The organism is Kibdelosporangium persicum (genome assembly GCF_013280595.1).
Lineage (GTDB): Bacteria > Actinomycetota > Actinomycetes > Mycobacteriales > Pseudonocardiaceae > Kibdelosporangium > Kibdelosporangium persicum.
In genome coordinates this window covers 90,628-108,593 of record NZ_JAAATY010000003.1, presented here as the reverse complement: position 1 = coordinate 108,593, position 17,966 = coordinate 90,628, and the positions used below count along the sequence as shown (strand labels likewise).

Genomic DNA, 17,966 nt, shown 5'->3' with positions numbered 1-17,966 from the left:
CGCCATGAACCACGGTGTCCTGGTCCGCCGGGTCGGGGGTCCCGTCGCTCCAGGCCAGCGTGGATCGGTATCTCGCTCGAGCCGCTGCCGCCGTCGACCACGCCGCTGTCCGGTGTGGTCACCACGGCACAGCCCGAAAAGCCACTATATGGTGGCCAAGTGCGGATAACCAGAGCACAGCGCAACGCGGTGGCCGAGAAGATCACCAGCCTTGAGCGGTCGTTCTACGGGCGCGGTCCGCGCAACGTCAAGGTGTCGGTCAGCGACGACGACCCGATCAGCCTCGTGGTGTTGTCGGTCGACAGCCTGACTGTCGCGGACTCCGTGCTCAGCGCGCGCGGGCACAAAGAGGACGTGATCCGGCACCACGAGGCGTTGCACGAGGCCACGAAGGCGGACTTCCTCGAGGCGATCGAGGAGATCGTGGGCAGCCCGGTGTCCGCGTACCTCGCCCAGGTCCACCCCAGCACCGGGTACGCCGTGCGGGTCTTCGTCTTCTCCGACCTCGGCGACTTCGACGACCCCGACACGGACGGTTCGTGATCACAACACCGGCGGGATCTTCGGGTGCACGCCGAGTTCGGCGAACACCGCCGCGGCGGCCGACCAGGTCTGCTCCGCGGCTTCCTGGTCACCGCGGGTGCGCTGGACGTGCGCGAGCACGAGCAGCGCGCGGGCTTCGACAAGGCGCTGTTTGCCCTTACGCGCCAAGGCAAGCGCTTGTTCAACGCTGGTCGCCGCGTCATCCGTCCGGCCCGCCTGGACCTGGCAGAGCGCGAGCACGGTGACGACCTGGGCCTCCAGCACCCGCATCCCGGTGTCCTGGATCCTGGCGAGTGCTTCGCCGATGTGCCTCAGGCCGTTCTCCGGCTCGCCGAGACCGGCGTACGCCTGCGCCAGGCCGATCAGGATGGAAATCTCGCCGTAGCCGAAGTCGATCCGGCGCGCCAGGGCGAGCGCCTTGGTGTAGCCGCGGATCGCGCCTTCGTGGTCGCCGAGCCGTTGCCGGACCGTCGCGGCGAGCTCGATGCCGCTGGCCTCGTTGCGGCGCTCGCCCAGCTGCAGGCTCAGGGCGAGCGCGTCCTGGGCGATCTCGGCGGCCTCGGCGTATCGCTCCGCGTCGCAGTACGTCTCCGCCAGACACACCATGGAGATCAGTTCACCGTGCCGGTACCCGAGCCGCCGGCAGGCTTGGACGTTCTCCCGGTGGTGCCGGGCGGCGTCGGCCAGCCTGCCGAGGGTCCAGCACGCGAGGCCCAGGCCGTTGATCGCGCGCAGCTCGGTGGACCGGTTGCCGATCCGCCTGCTGAGGTCCCTGGCCCGCTCGTGCCAGTCGATCGCTTCGACGGCCTCGCCGAACGACAGGTACGCGGCGCCGACGTAGTTCAGCGCCAACGCTTCCGCGTTCTGGTTGCCGGACGCACGGCTGATCTCCAGCGCCTGCTTGTGGTGACGCATCGCCGGTCCGGGCCGGCCGAGTTGCGCGTAGACGCGGCCGAGGTTGTGCAGTGAGTCGGCGATGGCGTCCTTGTCACCGGTCCGCTCGGCGACTTCGAGCGCGGCCGTGTGCTCGGTGATCGCCTTCCGGTAGTCGCTGAGGTTGAAGTAGATGACGCCGCGCAGGTCGACAATGGACGCCTCGGCGAGCGCGTCCCCCGACTGGCGGGCGGCCTCCAACGCGGCCACGCAGACGGCCAGGCCGTCGGTGGCGTACCCCTGCGCCTGGAAGTAACCGCGCAGCGCGTCGGCGAGCTGGCAGGCGTACAGGTGGTAGTCGGCCGCGGCGTACTTCACCGCGGTCAGCAGATTGGCTCGCTCCTGATCCAGCCATCGCAGGGCGGCCGCGTCGGTCTCGAACGGGTCGGCGGGCACGGCCGCGGGCACCGGCCTCAACCGTCGGGTCGACGGGTACAGCGTGGTCGCGGCCTGGTCGGCGGTCTGCAGGTAGTGGTCCAACAGCGCGAGGTCGGACGTGCGCCGGTCCGCCCATGAGTCCTCATCATCGGACTGCCTCGCGGCGAACTCCCTGATCAGGTCATGGAAGTGGTACCGGTTGCCGCGTTGCGTCAGCAGGTTCGCCGTGACCAGCCGGTCGAGCGACCGCCGGGTCTCACGCACGGGCAGGCCCGCCGCCGAGGCCGCCGACCTCGCCGTGAAATCCAGCCCGGGAGCGCCGCCGAGCAGCCGGAACACCCGCGCGGTGACGGCGTCCAAGGCCCGGTAGGACAGGTGGAAGGTGGCACGGACCGCGACGCTGGGATCGCCTTCGATGGCCAGTTCGGTCATCCGGTCGCCCTCGCACAAGGCGGTGACGTAGTCCCGCACGCCGGCGTGCCCACCGCCCAGCAGGTTCGCCGCGGCGATCCGTAGCGCCAACGGCAGGTAACCGCACAGGCGCGCCAGTTCGTCGATGGTGTCCGGCTCGGCGTCGCCGAGCAGCTCAGCCAGCAGGTCGTGTGCCTGTCGGCATCGCTTTTGACTTCGAGCGGCCCCAGCACCCGGTACCGCATGCCCGCGCCCCCCGTATGCCCAGTCGGCCGGATGGCCGCCAGGAATGATACCTGTCGCCTCTTTGTCTGAAATGTCCGATCGGTTGCCGGTGTGGGCCGGTGACTTCGGACTTCGGTGGTTTTCGTGCACAAGCTTGTAGGGCGTTTTGTGTAGCGCGGCGGGTCAGGATGTTCTTCGTGGGGGAACGTCCCCGGCAAGGCGGTGGGGACGTCGCCGGGGCCGGGCTGGGGGCCGGCTCCGGCGGCAACGGTGGGCGCGGTGATCCACGACTCGTGGGGTGTCGTGGCGAAGCGGAACGCCAGGTGCCGCACTGCTGGGCACGGCACCTGGCACCGTTGACGCGATGCGGCGTGTCAGGGCTGGCCGAGTGCGGCCGGAGGCGTGTTGCCGCACGTCGCGCCCTCGACGTACTGGGGCGTCACGATGAACACGAACTCGTGCACGCCGTCGGCCGCCAACTGGTCCAGCGCGTAGGATTCCGCGATCCGGATACCGTGCCGCATGAGCAGTTCCTGGTGCACGGGGATGACCGACCCGTCGTTGTTGACCGGATTGCCCATCACTTCGAGAGTCCACGTGTCGCTGCCGATCAGCACCGGCCGGAACTTGGCGAGGAACCGGGCCTCTCGCAGGTAGATCCCGGGTACGCCACCGGATCCGCCCCACCGGGCGATGTCGCCGGGATCGCGTCGCGCGAGCAGCTGGTTCCAGCCGGTCCGCAGCAGGACCGCGTCGCCCGGGTCGATCCGGTCGATCCGGCCGAACTCCATGGCCTGCTTGATGTCCTCGACCGTGACCCGGTAGTTCTCCTTCAGCACCGGCCCGCCGCCGGACGCGGGCGCGCCGAGGTCGTCGTGCTGCCCGGTGGCCACCTTGACGCCGACGATGTCCAGCAGGACACCCCTGGTGACGATCGGCCCGACGTGTTCGGCGCCGAGCTTCGCGGTGCCGTGGTCACGCGCGATGTCCGGGCCGCGCAGGCCGTTGTAGAAGAACTCGGCCGCGCCGACGTGGTTCAGACCGTCCAGCTGGGACCCGATCTGGAACGTCGTCGACCCGGCGAACCGTTCCTCGTGCACGCTGAGTTTGTTGGCGCCGAACGGATCGGTGAACGCGACGTGGCCACCGAAACCGGCGGGCGCGGGGTAGCCGCCGAGCAGCAGCCGCAGCTCGTGCCGTCGCTCCGGCGGATACGGCTGGATCGCCGGGAACCCGTTCCACATCAGGGCACCGAGGTTGTACGTCCGCACGGGACGGTTCGGATCCAAGGTCTGCCGCAGCACCCGGGCGGTCTTGGCCGGAGTCACCTCGTTGAGCGTGCCGCGTTGATCGTGCGGGCCGTACCGGCTCGGCGCCCAGTCGCGCAGGTTGGCCGGGTCGGCGTAGTCGAACGGCACATCATCCGGCGCGGCGGCGTGCCCTGGCGCGGGGAGTGTGGCCAGCAGAGTGCCGGCGGCGCCGGCCGTCAGCACACCTCGGCGGGACAGGAAAACACGCAACAGGTCGACGTTCATGCTTGTACTGACCCGTTCGGGGCCCGGAAGTCATCGGAAACTGCTCGACGGCTTCGGGCGGTCCCTGACACAGTGGCCCACCATGGCGAACGTCGAGCTTCTGACCGCCGCGGACGTGCGGCTCATGCGGGATCTGGCGCAGCGGGTCACCGCCACCCGTCCGGAGCTGGTGAACAGCGACGCGTCGTTCGGTGAGCTGGCCTGGAACTGGGGCAAGGGACACGCCGCCGAAGGCGCCGGCTGGCCGCGCCGGTTGTGGTTCTCGGGCGGGGATCTGGTGGCGTGGGGCTGGGCGCAGCTTCCGCACCGGGTGCGCCGGAGCGACGGGTCGGTGAAGGACGTCACCGGCGCCTACCTGGCGTACCAGGTCCATCCCGGCCACGCCGGGCTGATCGACGAGGTGATCGACTGGTTCGACGACACGGCGGGCGACGTCGACCGACGGGTGACGCCGGGCGCCGCCGACGGGTTCGCCCTGAGGCGGTGGGCGGCGCACGGCTACGAGACCGACCCGGCCTCGCTCGGCGACACCGGGTACTGGACCCAGCTCAACGAGCGCGACCTCACCGACGTGGAAAATCCGGTGCTGCCACCCGGATTCCGGTTCCGCACCGCCGACGAGGCCGGGCCCGGGGCCGCCGTCCAGGCTCATGTGGACGCGTGGGCGCCCTCGACGTACACGGCCGAGGCCTACGAGGGCGTCCGGCAGACGCCGGGGTACCGCGGTGACCTGCACCTGCTGGTGGAGGCGCCGGACGGGACGATGGCGTCCTCGACGATCATGTGGCTCGACGAGGTGAACAAGACCGCGGAGTTCGAGCCGGTCGGGACGCATCCTGGTTACCGGCGCCGGGGTTTGGCCAGGGCGATGCTGCTGCACGGGATGCGGCTGGCGCGGGCGGCGGGGGCCGCTCACATGACGGTCGCCTGCCTGGGTGCGCCGGGGCACCCCCAGGCGCGCGAGCTGTACTACAGCGTCGGGTTCCGGGAGCTGTCGCGGGACGTGCCGCTCATCAGGACCGAGACCGTGGGCGGCTGAGCCTGCGGACGGCCGAGCAGGTAGCCCTGCGCCTGGTCGCAGCCCAGTTCCTGGAGCATGGAGAACTGTTCGGCGTCCTCGACGCCTTCGGCGATGGTGGTCAGGCCGAGCGCCTGGCCGAGGCGGATCACCGCGGTCACGATCTCCCGGTCGGACGGGTCGGTGACCAGCCCGGCCACAAACGAGCGGTCCACCTTGATGATGCTGACCGGCAGCCGTTTGAGATAGCTCAGCGACGAGTAGCCGGTGCCGAAGTCGTCGATGCCCAGTTCGACGCCCATCTCCCTGAGCTCCTCGAACTGCCGCAGGGTGGACGTGTCCGCGTCCATCAGCACGGTCTCGGTCAGCTCCAGCGCCAGCGCGGCCGGCTCGATCCCGGCGCGGGCCAGCGCCCGGCCGACCGTCTTGGCCAGATCCGGCTGCGTGGCCTGACGGGCCGAAAGGTTGACCGCGGCCCGGAAGTCCGGCGGCACGATCCCCGCCGCACGCCAGGCCGCGAGCCGGCGGCACGCCTCCTGCAGCACGTAGGTGCCGATCGGCACGATCAGCCCGCTGTCCTCGGCGACCTGGATGAACGCGGCGGGCGGCAGCAGGCCGTAGTGCGGGTCGTCCAGCCGGACCAGCGACTCGACCGCGACCGCTTTGCCGGTGCCCAGGTCGATCACCGGCTGGAAGTGCAGGACGAACCGGTCGTCGCGTAACGCCTGGCGCAGGGTGGCGGCCACCGCGACCCGGTCGACGGCCCGTGCCCTGCGGTTCTCGTCAAAGATCTCCCAGCGGTTCTTGCCCTGTGTCTTGGCGCCGTACATCGCCGCGTCGGCGTTGCGCAGCATGTCCTCCGGCGTCAGCGAGTCGTTGTCGGACAACGCGATCCCGATGCTCGCGGTGACCTCGACCTCGACCGCGTAGCCGGGCAGTGCCACGGGTCTGCCCACCGCCGCGGTCAGCCGTTCGGCGATCTCCACCGCGTTCTGCTCGGTCCGCAGGTCCGAACACAGCACGACGAACTCGTCACCGCCCAGCCGCGCCACCGTGTCGGACGGCCGGACCTGGGCGCTGATCCGGTGCGCGATCTCCCGCAGGACCTGGTCGCCGATGTCGTGGCCGAGGCTGTCGTTGATGTCCTTGAACCCGTCGAGGTCGAGGAACATCACGGCGGTCAGCGTGGGATGGCGGTCGGCGCGAGCGAGCACCTGCTTGAGCCGGTCCATCAGCAGCGCGCGGTTGGGCAGGCCGGTCAGCGAGTCGTGCAAGGCCTGGTGCACCAGGCGGGCCTCGGCCTCCCGGCGTTCGGTGATGTCCTCGATCTGCGTGACCAGGTAGACCGGTGCGTCGCCGCCGGGCCGGACCGGCGACACGGTGACCTGGCCCCACACGATCCGGCCGTCGGCGTGGAAGTACCGCTTGACGCCATGGAACGGCTCGTTGCTGCCCGCCTTCATCGCCGCGATCGCCGCGCCGCCGACCGCGAAGTCGTCGGGGTGCGTGACGTCGGACATCCGCATGGCCAGCAGTTCGGCCTCGGTCCGCCCGAGCATCTCGCACAGCGCCTTGTTGACCTGCAGGAAGGTCGCGCCCTCGCCGACCAGGCACATTCCGATGGACGCGTGGTCGAACGCCTGCCGGAACCGTTCCTCGGCGTCCCGCAGATCCCGTTCGGCGGCTCGGCGCGCGGTCACGTCGATGCCGGTCGAGATCACGTGCGTGACCTCGCCGTGCTCGTCCACCATCGCGCCGTTGGACCAGGACACCTCGAACCGCACGCCGTCGCGGCGAACCCACGTGTGCTCGTAGTAGGAGGGCAGGTCGGACGGTTTGAGCTCGCGGTAGTACTCCTGGGTGGCCGCCCGTTCCTCCTCGGGCAGGAAGAGGTCCCAGAACGGCTTGCCCGCCACCTCGGCGAACGTGTACCCGGTGACGACCTCGCAGGCCCGGTTGAACCGGACGATCCGGCCGCCGCGGTCGAACACCACGATCAGGCTGCCCGCGACGTTGAGCACCGCGTCGACGAAGTCGTGCTCGTTGCGCAGCCGCAGCTCCGAGCGCTGCTGCTCCTCGACCATCTCCTGGAGGCGCTGGGCCATCCCGTTGAACGCTGTCGCCATGTCACCGATCTCGTCACGGCTGCGCACCCGTACGCGCTCCGCCAGGTTGCCTTTCGCGAGGCTGGTCGCTCCCCGGGCGACCGCCCCGACGTCCGTACTCATCCGCCGCGCCAGCCACACCGTGAGCACCATTGTGATCGCGAACGCCACGAGCACGCCCAGCAGTGCGAAGGTGCGGTCCTCCACGTCGCCGGCCTGCCGGGTGTGCAGCATCCGGCTTTCCTGATCCAGGATCGTCGCCCAGAGGGTCGCCATCGCCGCCGCCGCGTCGTCGACCGCGCGGGCGTACGCGGTCCGGTCGACCCTAACGGTGGTCGCCTCGACGAAGTCGCGTGTGGTCATGGTGGCCAGGTCGGTCACCGCCTGGTACGCCGTGCGTAGCTGGGGCGCGAGTTCATCGCGCATCGCCCGCCCGTCGGCCGTGCCGCCGGTGGCGCGGAACGCGGTGAACAGGCTGTCCTGCAGCACGTCCGCGTGCCGTAACAGCATCGCCACGTCGCCGGCCACCTTGGTCCGGTCCGGTAACGAGTTCTGGCCGCTGGTCAGCAGGTCGTCGACGGTGTTGCCGAGTCTGCTGACGCGGATCACCAGTTCTGGCGAGCACACCACCATGGCGTCGGCGAGGTGGTACGTGCCCAGCTCCGGGTCGAGGACCAGGTTGGACGTCGCGCCGACGTACCCGATCAGCGTGCGGACGTCGCCGATCAGCATCGCGTGCGCCGCGTCGGTGCCCGCCTGGTCGTACTGCCCGGACCGGACGGTTCGCCAGTTCTGGATCTGTGTCGCCGGCAACGCGCTGACGTTGAGGTCCGAGCCGGTGGTCCGCAGATCGTCCCGCAGCCGGCCGTCCACTTCGGCCAGCGTGGCGTATCCGCTGTCGATCCGGTCCTGGAGCGGTTTCAGGTCGGCGGCGGGCCGGACACCGGCATCAACCTGACGGACGTACGTTTTGTGCGCCGCCAGGTCGGGCAACAGTGTGGTGAGCGGACGCAGATATTCCAGGCCGCGTAGTTCGTTGGCGGTCAGGTCGATCCGCCGTGAGTTCGCGTCGAGCAACAGATATGTGGCACCGGCGAGCAGCGCGGTGAACGCCAGGCTGACAATCGCGAGCTTGTGCCATATCCGCCAACGTCTCCCAGTGTTCGCGTGCCCGTCGGCCGGCGCGTACATCGGCAGGGCCACCACCCAGGAGTCGCCAGTTGTCAGCTGTGCTCGGCAATCATCTGCCGCGCTCGTTCCATAACGCAACCATCACTATGCGAAGGGCGCGAAGCGTTCCGTGGGAAATGTGAAACCGTGATCAGTTCGAAAGACATCCGATGATGGCTGTCGGCCGCGGGCTGTAGGCTGCGGCGTGGACTTGGCGAACCTCGAGACCCGGTTCCGGGCCATCGCACGGGCGGTGGTGGCGAACGCCCAGTGGCCACCCGGCACCAACGAAGTCGTGAAGTCGGCCGGGATCGGTGAGGTGACCGCGCGGTTCGGCGGCCGGCTGCCCGCGGAGGTGGCCGGGTTCTTCTCCGTGATCGGCGAAGTCAGCCTGCCCGATCTGTGGAACGGCTACTTCATCGGTCCGCTGGGCTGGTCGGCCGACCTGTACCGCGACAGTTCGCCGCGTGAGGTACGCGGCCACGGCGAAGTCGTGGTGGTCGCGAGCAACGGCGGCGGGACCCTGTACGCCATCCCGAACACTGGCGAAGTCCTTGCCCTGCCCCCTGGTGGCATCGACGACGGGGTCTACACCGGACCGGCACGCGAAGTCGCGGAGTCGTTCGGCGAGTTCCTCGAACGCCTGACGCTCGCCGCGACATCCGGCGAACGCGACCCGTTCGACCCGTACAAGTCCTAGCATCACTTCGCATGACTGCCGAGAAGAACCTCGCGTACGGCTGGATCACCCGGGCCGGCCGAATCCTGTTCATCCGGCGTGAGCCGGGCACGTTCCTCGGTGGACGGTGGGAACTGCCCGGCGGGACAGTCGAACCGGGGGAGCCGTCGGCCGAGACGGCGGTCCGGGAGATCGCCGAGGAGACCGGCCTGACGGTCCGGGTGACCGGCGAGCGGGCCACGTCGAGCTGGCCGGACATCACCGGGAAACCGGTGACGATCAACGCGACCGTGTTCGATGTCGTGGAGGACGGCCAGGGCGAGGTGACCCTCAACCCTGGCGAGCACGACGGGTACGCGTGGCTGACCCCGGCCGAGGCGGCGGAGCGGGACCTGCCGGATCACGTCCGGCGGATCCTGTCCTAGAGACGGCGGAGAGCGCTCAGCCCTGGCGGGCCTTGGCCCGGGGGTCCCTCTTGTTCAGGACGAACACCCGGCCGTCCCGCCGGACCACCTGGGCGCCCGGCTTGGATTTCAACGACCTCAACGAGTTCCTGACCTTCATGTCCGCTTCAACCACCTCGGCCGGTGGTTGATTCCCGGTGCGCGCGTGAGCGTTCAGGCGGCGGTCCGGTGCACGAAGCACCAGCGCCACGACTCACCCGGCTCGAACGACCGGATCACCGGGTGCCCGGTCTCGGCGGCGTGCCTGCCGGCGTGCTTCGCGGGCGACGAGTCACAACAGCCGACGTGGCCGCAGGCCAAGCACAGGCGCAGGTGCACCCAGGTGCCGCCGTCGGCCAGGCAGTCCTCACAGCCCTCCCGGGTGTGCGGCTCCGGGTCGGGCCCCAGATCGGCGATGTCCTGGCAAACGCTCACGGTGTCGTCCTTCACGGTGCCGTCCTTCACGCTGCTAACTCCCTGCTCGGCGACTGTCAGACGTGAAAGTACGCCTCCGTGCGAACGGGTGCTTCACTATGCACCATGACAACAGCTCTGCCTGATTCCAGCCGAGCCGCACGCCCGTCGATCCTCACTGTGGACGACGACCCAGGCGTGTCCCGGGCGGTCGCACGCGACCTGCGCAGGCAGTACGGCGAGTCCTACCGGATCGTGCGTGCCGAGTCCGGCGCGCAGGCCCTGGAGGCGTTACGGGAGATCAAGTTGCGCGGCGAGGAAGTCGCGGCGCTGCTGGCGGACTACCGGATGCCGGAGATGAGCGGGATCGAGTTCCTCGAGCAGGCGATGGACCTCTTCCCGGTGGCCAAGCGGGTGCTGCTGACCGCGTACGCCGACACCGACGCCGCGATCCAGGCGATCAACGTGGTGGACCTGGACCACTACCTGCTCAAACCGTGGGACCCGCCGGAGGAGAAGCTCTACCCGGTGCTGGACGAGCTGCTCACGTCCTGGGAGGCGGCCGACCGGCAACCGGTGCGGCAGGTCAAGGTCGTCGGGCACCGATGGTCGGCACGGTCCTATGAGGTCCGTGACTTCCTGGCCCGCAACGCGGTCCCGTTCCGCTGGTACGAGCTCGACGAGACCGACTGCGAGGCCAAGCGCCTGCTCACCGCGTCGGGATGTGCGGATGCCGACATCCCCGTCGTGGTGACGACCAGCGGCGAGGCCCTGGTCCAGCCGACCGACGCCGAACTCGCCGCCCGGGTAGGCCTGACAACGACACCCTCCACGGACTTCTACGACCTGATCGTGATCGGAGCGGGCCCGGCCGGGCTGGGCGCGGCCGTCTACGGCGGTTCCGAGGGACTGCGGACCGTGCTGGTCGAGCGGCTGGCCGCGGGTGGCCAGGCGGGGACGAGCAGCAGGATCGAGAACTACCTCGGTTTCCCGGACGGGGTGTCGGGCGAGCAGCTCACCGAGCGGGCCCGCAGGCAGGCGTTGAAGTTCGACGTCGAGATGCTGACCACCAGGAAGGTGGTGTCGCTCGAACCGAGGGGAGCGGCGCGGGTGGTCCGGTTCGACGACGGCTCCGAACTCTCGGCGCACACGGTGATCCTCGCGACCGGTGTCTCGTACCGGACGCTCGAGGCCCCGGGCCTCGGGGAGCTGACCGGCCGTGGCGTGTACTACGGGGCGTCCACGACGGAGGGACCGAGCTGTGCGGGTCAGGACGTGTATCTGGTCGGCGGCGCGAACTCGGCGGGCCAGGCCGCGATGTACTTCTCGAAGCACGCCAAGCGGGTCGTGCTGATCGTGCGGGGTGATTCGCTGGAGCGCTCGATGTCGCGCTATTTGATCGACCAGCTGCCTGGTCCCGGCAACATCGAGGTGCTGACGTGCACCGAGGTCGTCGGCGGGTCCGGGAAGGACCATCTGGAGACGTTGACGCTGCGGCACAACAAGACGGGCGAGACGACCACCGTCGAGGCCTCGTGGCTGTTCGCGTTCATCGGCGCGGCACCGCGCACGGAGTGGCTGGACGGCACCCTCGCGCGGGACGACCGGGGGTTCGTCCTGGCCGGCCCGGACCTGCTGACCGACGGCGCCACACCGGCGGGCTGGCAGCTCGACCGGCCGCCGTACCACCTGGAGACCAGTCTTCCCGGTGTGTTCGTGGCCGGGGACGTGCGTTCGGACTCGGTGAAACGGGTGGCGTCGGCGGTCGGTGAAGGCGCGATGGCCGTGACCCTGGTCCACCGGTACTTGGAAAGGTCATGACGATGGCTGACAAGCCGACCGCCGAGAAGCTGACCGCCGAGGAACTGCGTGAACTGTTCCTGTTCGAGCGCCTGGACGACTCGCAGCTGGCGTGGCTGGTCGAGCACGGGCACGTGGAGCACCGGACCGCGGGCACGCCGATCCTGACCGAGGGTGAACCGGCGACGTGTTTTTTCGTCCTGCTGGACGGCACGGTGGCGTTGAGCCGCAACATCGGCGGGGAGATCGTCGAGACGAACCGGACGGACCACCGGGGCTCGTACTTCGGGGCGACCCAGTCGTACCTGGAAGCGGACACCCCGTCGAAGACGCACTACCAGATGACGGTGCGGTCGATCACCGACACGCGGATGTTCCAGTTGCCCGCGGAGGATTTCGGGCCGATCGTGCGTGAGTGGTTCCCGATGGCGCTGCACCTGCTCGAAGGCCTGTTCTTCGGTCTGCAGAACACGCAGCGGGCGACCAGCCAACGGGAACGTCTGCTCGCGCTCGGTTCGTTGTCCGCGGGGCTGACCCACGAACTGAACAACCCGGCCGCGGCCGCGGTCCGTGCGACGGCCGCGTTGCGGGAACGCGTCGCGGGCATGCGGCACAAGCTGGCCATGCTCGCCAGCGGCGCGATCGACCCGGTGACCCTGCCGTCCTTGGTGCTGCTGCAGGAGGAAGCGGTGGAACGGGTCGCCAAGGCCCCGAAGCTGGCGCCGATGCAGGCCAGCGACCGTGAGGACGAGGTCGCGGACTGGCTGGCCGAGCGGGGAATCCAGGCAAGCTGGGACCTCGCGCCGGTGCTGGTGGCCGGTGGCCTGGACGTGGAGTGGCTGTCCGGAGCGGTCGCGAAATGTCCACAAGCGACAACCGAGGCGGCGATCCGCTGGATCGCCTACACGGTCGAGACCGAGTCGCTGATGAACGAGATCGAGGACGCGACCACCCGGGTGTCCACTTTGGTGGGAGCGGCCAAGCAGTACTCCCAGATGGACCGCGCGCCCTTCCAGGTGGTCGACGTCCACGAACTGCTCGACTCGACCCTGGTGATGCTCAACAGCAAGTTCGGCGACGGTGTCCAGGTCGTGAAGGACTACGACCGTTCCCTGCCGCTCATCTCCGCGTACGCGGCGGAGCTGAACCAGGTGTGGACGAATTTGATCGACAACGCCATCGCGGCGATGAACGGCAAGGGCACGCTGACGGTCCGCACGTACCGGGACGACGTGTGCGTGGTCGTGGAGATCACCGACACCGGCGTGGGCGTCCCGCCCGAGATCAGGGACCGCATCTTCGAACCGTTCTTCACGACCAAGGCCGTGGGGGAGGGAACCGGCCTCGGCCTCGACATCACGTGGCGGATCGTGGTGAACAAGCATCACGGTGACGTGCGCGTGGAATCCCGGCCGGGCAGGACGACCTTCCAGGTCCGGATCCCGCTGAACCCGCTGAAGGCTCAGTAGCGCGCTCGGCGAACCCACTCAAAAGCACGGCAAGCAACACCGCTCCACGCCGGAACCCTTGCGAAGCCACACGGCCGTGGTTAGTCTCGGCCGTGGACGTGCGGAGGGACCTGGTCTCGGGGGTGGAGGTGGGTCGTCCTGTGGACAACGATGTTTTCCGGAGTTTCACCACGGTTCCGGGCGTGTATGCCGCGCAGGTGGACGCCCGGGGTGTGCTGGTGCGGGCCAGTCAGCAGCTCTACCGGCGACTCGGCTGTCAGCCTGACGACCTGCACGGACGCTACCTGCACGACGTGGTCCAGCGGGACGGGCTGCGCGGCGAGACGATCATCGTGATGGTCGCGCCCGACCAGCAGCGGACCCAGCGGCCGGACGCGATCAAGTACCGCAAGATCCTCACCAAGATGGATTCCCGGATCCTCGAGGGCGTGGCCGCGGGCGTGCCCACCGCGAAACTCGCCGGCATGGTCGAGCTGAGCCGCGGTGGGGTGGAGTACCACGTCACGAACCTGCTGCGGAAGTTGCGCGCGCCCAACAGGACTTCGCTGGTGTCCAAGGCCTACGCGGAAGGCATCCTCGCGGCCGGGACGTGGCCGCCGAAGGTGGTACCCGACTTCGTGAAGTAGGGTCCGCGGTTTGCCGTGACCTGTTGCGGTGACGGTGAATCAGTGCGTCGAGGTCCGGTCGTCGAGCTCCGCGTAGCGGCACCCGGGTTGACCGTAGTTGTGCACGGCGCGGCCACCGGAGAACGCACGGCAGGTGCACGCCCCCGGATACTCGAAGTCACCGCCGGCACGTCGCCGTCGTCGTCCGGCTGTAGGGTGAACCAATCGGCGAGTCATGGCGCAACACTCCCTTCGGCGACGAGGTGGATAGCGGTGCCTATTACCTGCCCGTGCCAACCGGTCCGGAAACACGAATCCGCTGGTAGTCCCCCGATTGGCCTACGCTGTCCGGTCAGGCGGCGGTCGTCATCGCGCACCCCGCGACGACGCGAGCAACCGAAGTGCTTGCGCATGCACGGTTTCCGCGTTCCGGCGGTACTTCGTCGCGCGTGCGATCCCCGGTATCGCCAGTGCGAGGAGACCGGCGAACAGCAGGCATACCCGGGTGATCAGCGGTTCGTCGTCGATGGCGAAGATGACGGCCGCCAAGAGCAGCGTTGTGATCGTCAGGCCGAGCGCCTTCGCGCGCGGGCGAATCCACCGATCACGAGCACCGCCACGGACGGCCGGAATCCGCCCTCGTCGATCACGTCAACCGCCACCACGACGATCGGCATGAGCAGGCCGGTCACCACTGCCGTCCGCGCCGGATGGGCGATCTGTTGGCTCATCGGCCATTCCGTCATCGCGACTCGTCCCCCTGCCGTGTCCCGTGACACCACCATCCGGAGCACGGTCGACAGGCGTTACCGGGTCACGGTTTACACGGGCGTTAACGACAACGTTCGCGCCCTCGCAACACCGGGCCGAGCACAGTCGGCTCGTGAAATCCTTGAAGCTGCTCGCCATCGTCGCCGTCGCCGCGACGTTCGCGGGCACCGCGACAGTCAGCGCCAGTCCGGAGAGCTCAAGACCGGCTTCCTGCCAGCGGCCCCCGGAGGAACCACCGCCGCTGAAGCCGACCACGGTCACCACGATCGGCCAGGTGTATCACTGCGTTTTCGACAACTACTTCAGCGGTCCGGTCCTGGACAGCCGGGCCCTCCTGCAGCCGGCGTTCGCCGCGCTCACCCAGGAACTGCAGCGCCGCGGACTGGACCAGGCGACCGCGGGCGCACCCGTGCTGACCGGCAAACGGGACGCGGACTGGCGTTCCTTCAGCCGGGCGTACCAGGACATCATCGCCAAGCTGCCGCAGGACGTGCACCAGGCCATCGCCGAGGTGACTATCAACGCGATGGTGGGCAGCCTCAACGACAACCACGCGCGGTGGATGCGTCCGACGGAACGCGACACCGTCCCGGTCGGGTTCATGCCCTCGCACGCCCGCGGCCCGGGCCGGACAGATCCGGCGACGAGCGGACCGGCGTTCGTGGTCGATGTGCTGCCGGGCAGCGCCGCGGCGAACGCGGGCATCAAGCTGGGGGACGAGATCCTCGCGGTCAACGACGTGCCGTTGTTCATCAACGGTGTCGCGGTGCCGCAGGTGGTCGAGTGGCTGATGGAGGCCCGGGACGGGCAGCAGGTCAAGCTGACCACGCGCAGGCCGTCCACGGGCGAGACCAAGACCTACACCGTGACCGCGACCAAACCGGCCGGGCCGCCGCCGCAGCGCGAGGTGGTCGAGTCGAAGCTGCTGCCCGGTGACGTGGCCTACGTGCGGCTGCGCGGCTTCGAACCCGGCTCGGCCGACAAGGTGCTCAAGGCCATCGCGGACCTGGGCGAGGACCGCGAACTGCGCGGCGTCGTGCTCGATCTGCGGGGCAACGGCGGCGGCTCGCCGGACGAGGTCAAGAAGCTGGTCAGCTCGTGGGTGCACAACAAGACGTACAGTTACTGGTGCGACGTGAAGGACAAGTGCACGCCCAACAAGACCGACGACTCGGTGCCTCTGGTCGGCCTGCCGCTGGTCACGCTCACCGATCGCGGATGTGCCTCGGCGTGCGACGCGTTCTCCAGTGCCGTCAAGGACCTGAAGTTCGGCACGCTGGTCGGTGCCCGGACCGCGGGTGCGGTGTCCGGCCCCGGCTCGGGGTGGGTGCTGGACGACGGCAGCATGATCGGCCTGCCGAAGATCCACGAGATCGGTCCCAACCGTCAGAAGGTCGACACCGTCGGTGTGCCGCCCGACCACTTCGCGCCGATCACCGCCGCGGACCTCTCCGCCGGGCGCGACCCGGGTGTCGGCAAGGCCCTCGCCTTGCTGCGCTGAAGACTCTGCGCTGAAGATTCTGCGCTGAGGATCCTGGGCCGAAGATCCTGGGCCGACGTTCACGTGGGGGCAACGTCCGATCCGCTAGGACCGATGGATGCGAGTACTGGTGGCTGAGGACGAACGGGACCTGGCAGATCTGGTCGCCACGGGGTTGCGCAGGCACGCGATGGCCGTCGACGTGGCCTACGACGGGGCAACCGCGTCCGAGCGGTTGGCGGTCAACGACTACGACGTGCTGGTGCTGGATCGGGACTTACCCGAGGTGCACGGCGACGAGATCTGCCAGGACCTGGTCACGGCCGGGGCCCGGACCAGAATCCTGATGCTCACCGCGGCCGCGTCGGTGCCCGAACGGGTCGCCGGTCTCGGCCTCGGCGCGGACGACTACCTGCCGAAACCTTTCGACTACAGCGAACTGGTGGCACGGGTGCAAGCGCTGGGCAGGCGCAGTCAGGCGCCCGTGCCGCCGACGTTGCGGCGGCACGGGATCGTGATGGACACGCAGCGCATGCAGGTGACGCGGGACGGCCGGTTCCTCCGCCTGTCACTGAAGGAATACGCGGTCCTGGAGGTGCTGATGCGGGCCGATGGGGCGGTCGTCAGCGCCGAACGGCTGCTGGAGTCGGCCTGGGACGAGCACACCGATCCGTTCACGACCGTCGTGCGTGTGATCATCAGCAGACTGCGGGCCAAACTCGGTGACCCGGCGTGCATCCAGACCGTGCCGGGCGCTGGATACGTGCTGTGAGGCGACGGACGATGCGGGTCCGGCTGACCGTGCTCTACACCGGTATCTTCCTGGTCACCTCCACGGTCCTGGTGATCGTGGTGAACATGGTGTTCAGCGACAGGCTGAACACCGAGGTCGCGCAGATCGCGCCGGACCGGCCGGTGCGCCTGGAATTCCCCCCGCCGCCACCACCGGGACTGCGGGTCGAGAACGTCCGGGAGCTGCCGGAGGAGGTGCTGCGGGACCAGTGGATCGCGACCCTGATCACCATCGCCGTTCTCGCGGCGCTGTCGATCGCCGCCGGGTGGTGGATGGCGGGCCGGATGCTGCGGCCGCTGCGCCGGATCACCGCGACCGCGCAGCGGCTCTCGTTCTCCAACCTGGACGAGCGGATCGCGTTGACCGGACCGAACGACGAGCTGAAAGACCTCGCCGACACGTTCGACGCGATGCTGGAACGGCTGGAGCGCTCCGCGGAGAGCCAGCGTCAGTTCATCGCCAACGCCGCACACGAGCTGCGAACGCCGCTGGCCACCCAGCGCGCCGCGATCCAAATAGGACTCGAAGACGCCGGTGACCTGCCCGCGGTCCGGGCGAAACTGCTCACCCACAACCGGCGTACCGAACAGATCATCGATTCGCTGCTGGTGCTCGCCGAGGCCGAGCACGGCCTGGACGCCATGCGGCCGGTGGAACTGGCGACCCTGGTGCGGCAGACGGCCACGGAGTCCACAACGGACGGAATCACCATCACGGTCGCCACCGAACCGGTCATGGTGCGTGGTGATCCAGTACTACTGCACCGGCTGCTTGTCAACGTGGTGAGCAATGCCGTGCGGTACAACCACCCGGGTGGATCAGTGCACATCGGACTCAGCGCGTCCGGGGTGCTGACCGTCCGCAACACCGGGCCGCACGTCGCCCCGGAACGGATTCCCGAGCTGTTCCAGCCGTTCCGCCGGTTGCACACGCGGACCCGCACGGACGGCGCCGGCCTCGGGCTGTCCATAGCGGCTTCGATCGCGCGGGCGCACCATGCCGAGATCACGGCGCGGCCCAACCCGGACGGCGGCTTGGAACTGACCGTCGTGTTCGGTATCCCGTCACCGTCACTGGTGTCACTGCCGCGCCGATGAGGTGCCGATGAGGTGCCGGTGGCGACAACTTGCCACTTCTCACGTCGGCAAATGGTCGTTCTCGTCACCCGCGCCACAGGTTCAGGCGTTAACTTCG

At 69.1% G+C, this 17,966-nt stretch carries 17 protein-coding genes; 10 read left to right on the top strand and 7 right to left on the bottom strand.

Features of this window, described 5'->3' with window-relative positions; translation table 11 throughout:
• The first annotated feature begins 159 nt into the window (after positions 1-159).
• Positions 160-543, top strand: a complete 384-nt coding sequence (locus tag GC106_RS07275; RefSeq protein WP_173125787.1) for a Na-translocating system protein MpsC family protein — start codon at positions 160-162, stop codon at positions 541-543.
• On the opposite strand, the gene GC106_RS07270 is transcribed toward GC106_RS07275, so the two are convergent.
• Both GC106_RS07270 and GC106_RS07265 read right to left on the bottom strand, forming a co-directional pair.
• Positions 544-2,376, bottom strand: a complete 1,833-nt coding sequence (locus tag GC106_RS07270) for a tetratricopeptide repeat protein (protein ID WP_173125785.1) — start codon at positions 2,374-2,376, stop codon at positions 544-546.
• Positions 2,377-2,864: 488 nt separating this feature from the next.
• The gene (locus tag GC106_RS07265; RefSeq protein ID WP_173125783.1) at positions 2,865-4,025 is read right to left on the bottom strand and encodes a cyclase family protein; all 1,161 of its coding nucleotides are present in this window, start codon (positions 4,023-4,025) and stop codon (positions 2,865-2,867) included.
• An 82-nt stretch (positions 4,026-4,107) separates the two neighbouring features.
• On the opposite strand from GC106_RS07265, the gene GC106_RS07260 reads away from it, so the two are divergent.
• Entirely contained in the window at positions 4,108-5,064 is a 957-nt protein-coding gene (locus GC106_RS07260; RefSeq protein WP_173125781.1) for a GNAT family N-acetyltransferase, read from the top strand.
• On the opposite strand, the gene GC106_RS07255 is transcribed toward GC106_RS07260, so the two are convergent.
• Positions 4,995-8,339, bottom strand: a complete 3,345-nt coding sequence (locus GC106_RS07255; RefSeq protein WP_173125779.1) for an EAL domain-containing protein — start codon at positions 8,337-8,339, stop codon at positions 4,995-4,997. The two genes, GC106_RS07260 and GC106_RS07255, sit on opposite strands and share 70 nt — an antisense overlap.
• A gap of 184 nt (positions 8,340-8,523) precedes the next feature.
• Here GC106_RS07255 and GC106_RS07250 point away from each other — a divergent pair, with 184 nt between their 5' ends.
• The gene (locus GC106_RS07250; RefSeq protein WP_173125777.1) at positions 8,524-9,018 is read left to right on the top strand and encodes an SMI1/KNR4 family protein; all 495 of its coding nucleotides are present in this window, start codon (positions 8,524-8,526) and stop codon (positions 9,016-9,018) included.
• A gap of 11 nt (positions 9,019-9,029) precedes the next feature.
• Complete coding sequence (locus GC106_RS07245; RefSeq protein ID WP_173125775.1) at positions 9,030-9,422, top strand: NUDIX hydrolase; 393 nt, start codon at positions 9,030-9,032, stop codon at positions 9,420-9,422.
• A 16-nt stretch (positions 9,423-9,438) separates the two neighbouring features.
• Here the strand turns inward: GC106_RS07245 and ykgO are convergent, their stop codons facing one another.
• A complete protein-coding gene (ykgO, locus tag GC106_RS07240) occupies positions 9,439-9,561 on the bottom strand; it encodes a type B 50S ribosomal protein L36 (protein WP_173125773.1) in 123 nt (40 codons plus the stop codon).
• 53 nt (positions 9,562-9,614) lie between these two features.
• A complete protein-coding gene (locus tag GC106_RS07235) occupies positions 9,615-9,905 on the bottom strand; it encodes a UBP-type zinc finger domain-containing protein (RefSeq protein ID WP_312872513.1) in 291 nt (96 codons plus the stop codon).
• Between the two features lie 75 nt (positions 9,906-9,980).
• Here GC106_RS07235 and GC106_RS07230 point away from each other — a divergent pair, with 75 nt between their 5' ends.
• The 3 genes from GC106_RS07230 to GC106_RS49230 all read left to right on the top strand — a co-directional run bounded on the left by GC106_RS07230 (position 9,981) and on the right by GC106_RS49230 (position 13,749).
• Positions 9,981-11,675, top strand: coding sequence for an NAD(P)/FAD-dependent oxidoreductase (locus GC106_RS07230; protein WP_217280182.1), 1,695 nt, complete (start codon positions 9,981-9,983; stop codon positions 11,673-11,675).
• Between the two features lie 2 nt (positions 11,676-11,677).
• The gene (locus tag GC106_RS07225) at positions 11,678-13,123 is read left to right on the top strand and encodes an ATP-binding protein (RefSeq protein WP_217280181.1); all 1,446 of its coding nucleotides are present in this window, start codon (positions 11,678-11,680) and stop codon (positions 13,121-13,123) included.
• A gap of 140 nt (positions 13,124-13,263) precedes the next feature.
• Positions 13,264-13,749: a helix-turn-helix transcriptional regulator gene (locus GC106_RS49230; RefSeq protein WP_217280180.1), complete on the top strand. Its 486-nt coding sequence runs from the start codon at positions 13,264-13,266 to the stop codon at positions 13,747-13,749.
• 345 nt (positions 13,750-14,094) lie between these two features.
• Here GC106_RS49230 and GC106_RS07215 read toward each other — a convergent pair whose 3' ends face one another.
• Both GC106_RS07215 and GC106_RS07210 read right to left on the bottom strand, forming a co-directional pair.
• Complete coding sequence (locus GC106_RS07215) at positions 14,095-14,277, bottom strand: hypothetical protein (protein ID WP_173125768.1); 183 nt, start codon at positions 14,275-14,277, stop codon at positions 14,095-14,097.
• Between the two features lie 17 nt (positions 14,278-14,294).
• Positions 14,295-14,459, bottom strand: coding sequence for a hypothetical protein (locus tag GC106_RS07210; RefSeq protein ID WP_173125766.1), 165 nt, complete (start codon positions 14,457-14,459; stop codon positions 14,295-14,297).
• Positions 14,460-14,611: 152 nt separating this feature from the next.
• Between GC106_RS07210 and GC106_RS07205 the strand changes: the two genes are divergently transcribed.
• From GC106_RS07205 to GC106_RS07195, 3 genes are all read left to right on the top strand, one after another.
• Positions 14,612-16,000: a S41 family peptidase gene (locus GC106_RS07205; RefSeq protein ID WP_173125765.1), complete on the top strand. Its 1,389-nt coding sequence runs from the start codon at positions 14,612-14,614 to the stop codon at positions 15,998-16,000.
• 97 nt (positions 16,001-16,097) lie between these two features.
• Positions 16,098-16,751, top strand: a complete 654-nt coding sequence (locus GC106_RS07200) for a response regulator transcription factor (protein WP_173125764.1) — start codon at positions 16,098-16,100, stop codon at positions 16,749-16,751.
• A complete protein-coding gene (locus GC106_RS07195) occupies positions 16,748-17,869 on the top strand; it encodes a HAMP domain-containing sensor histidine kinase (RefSeq protein ID WP_217280179.1) in 1,122 nt (373 codons plus the stop codon). Before GC106_RS07200 ends, GC106_RS07195 begins: the two co-directional genes overlap by 4 nt.
• Positions 17,870-17,966: the final 97 nt, after the last annotated feature.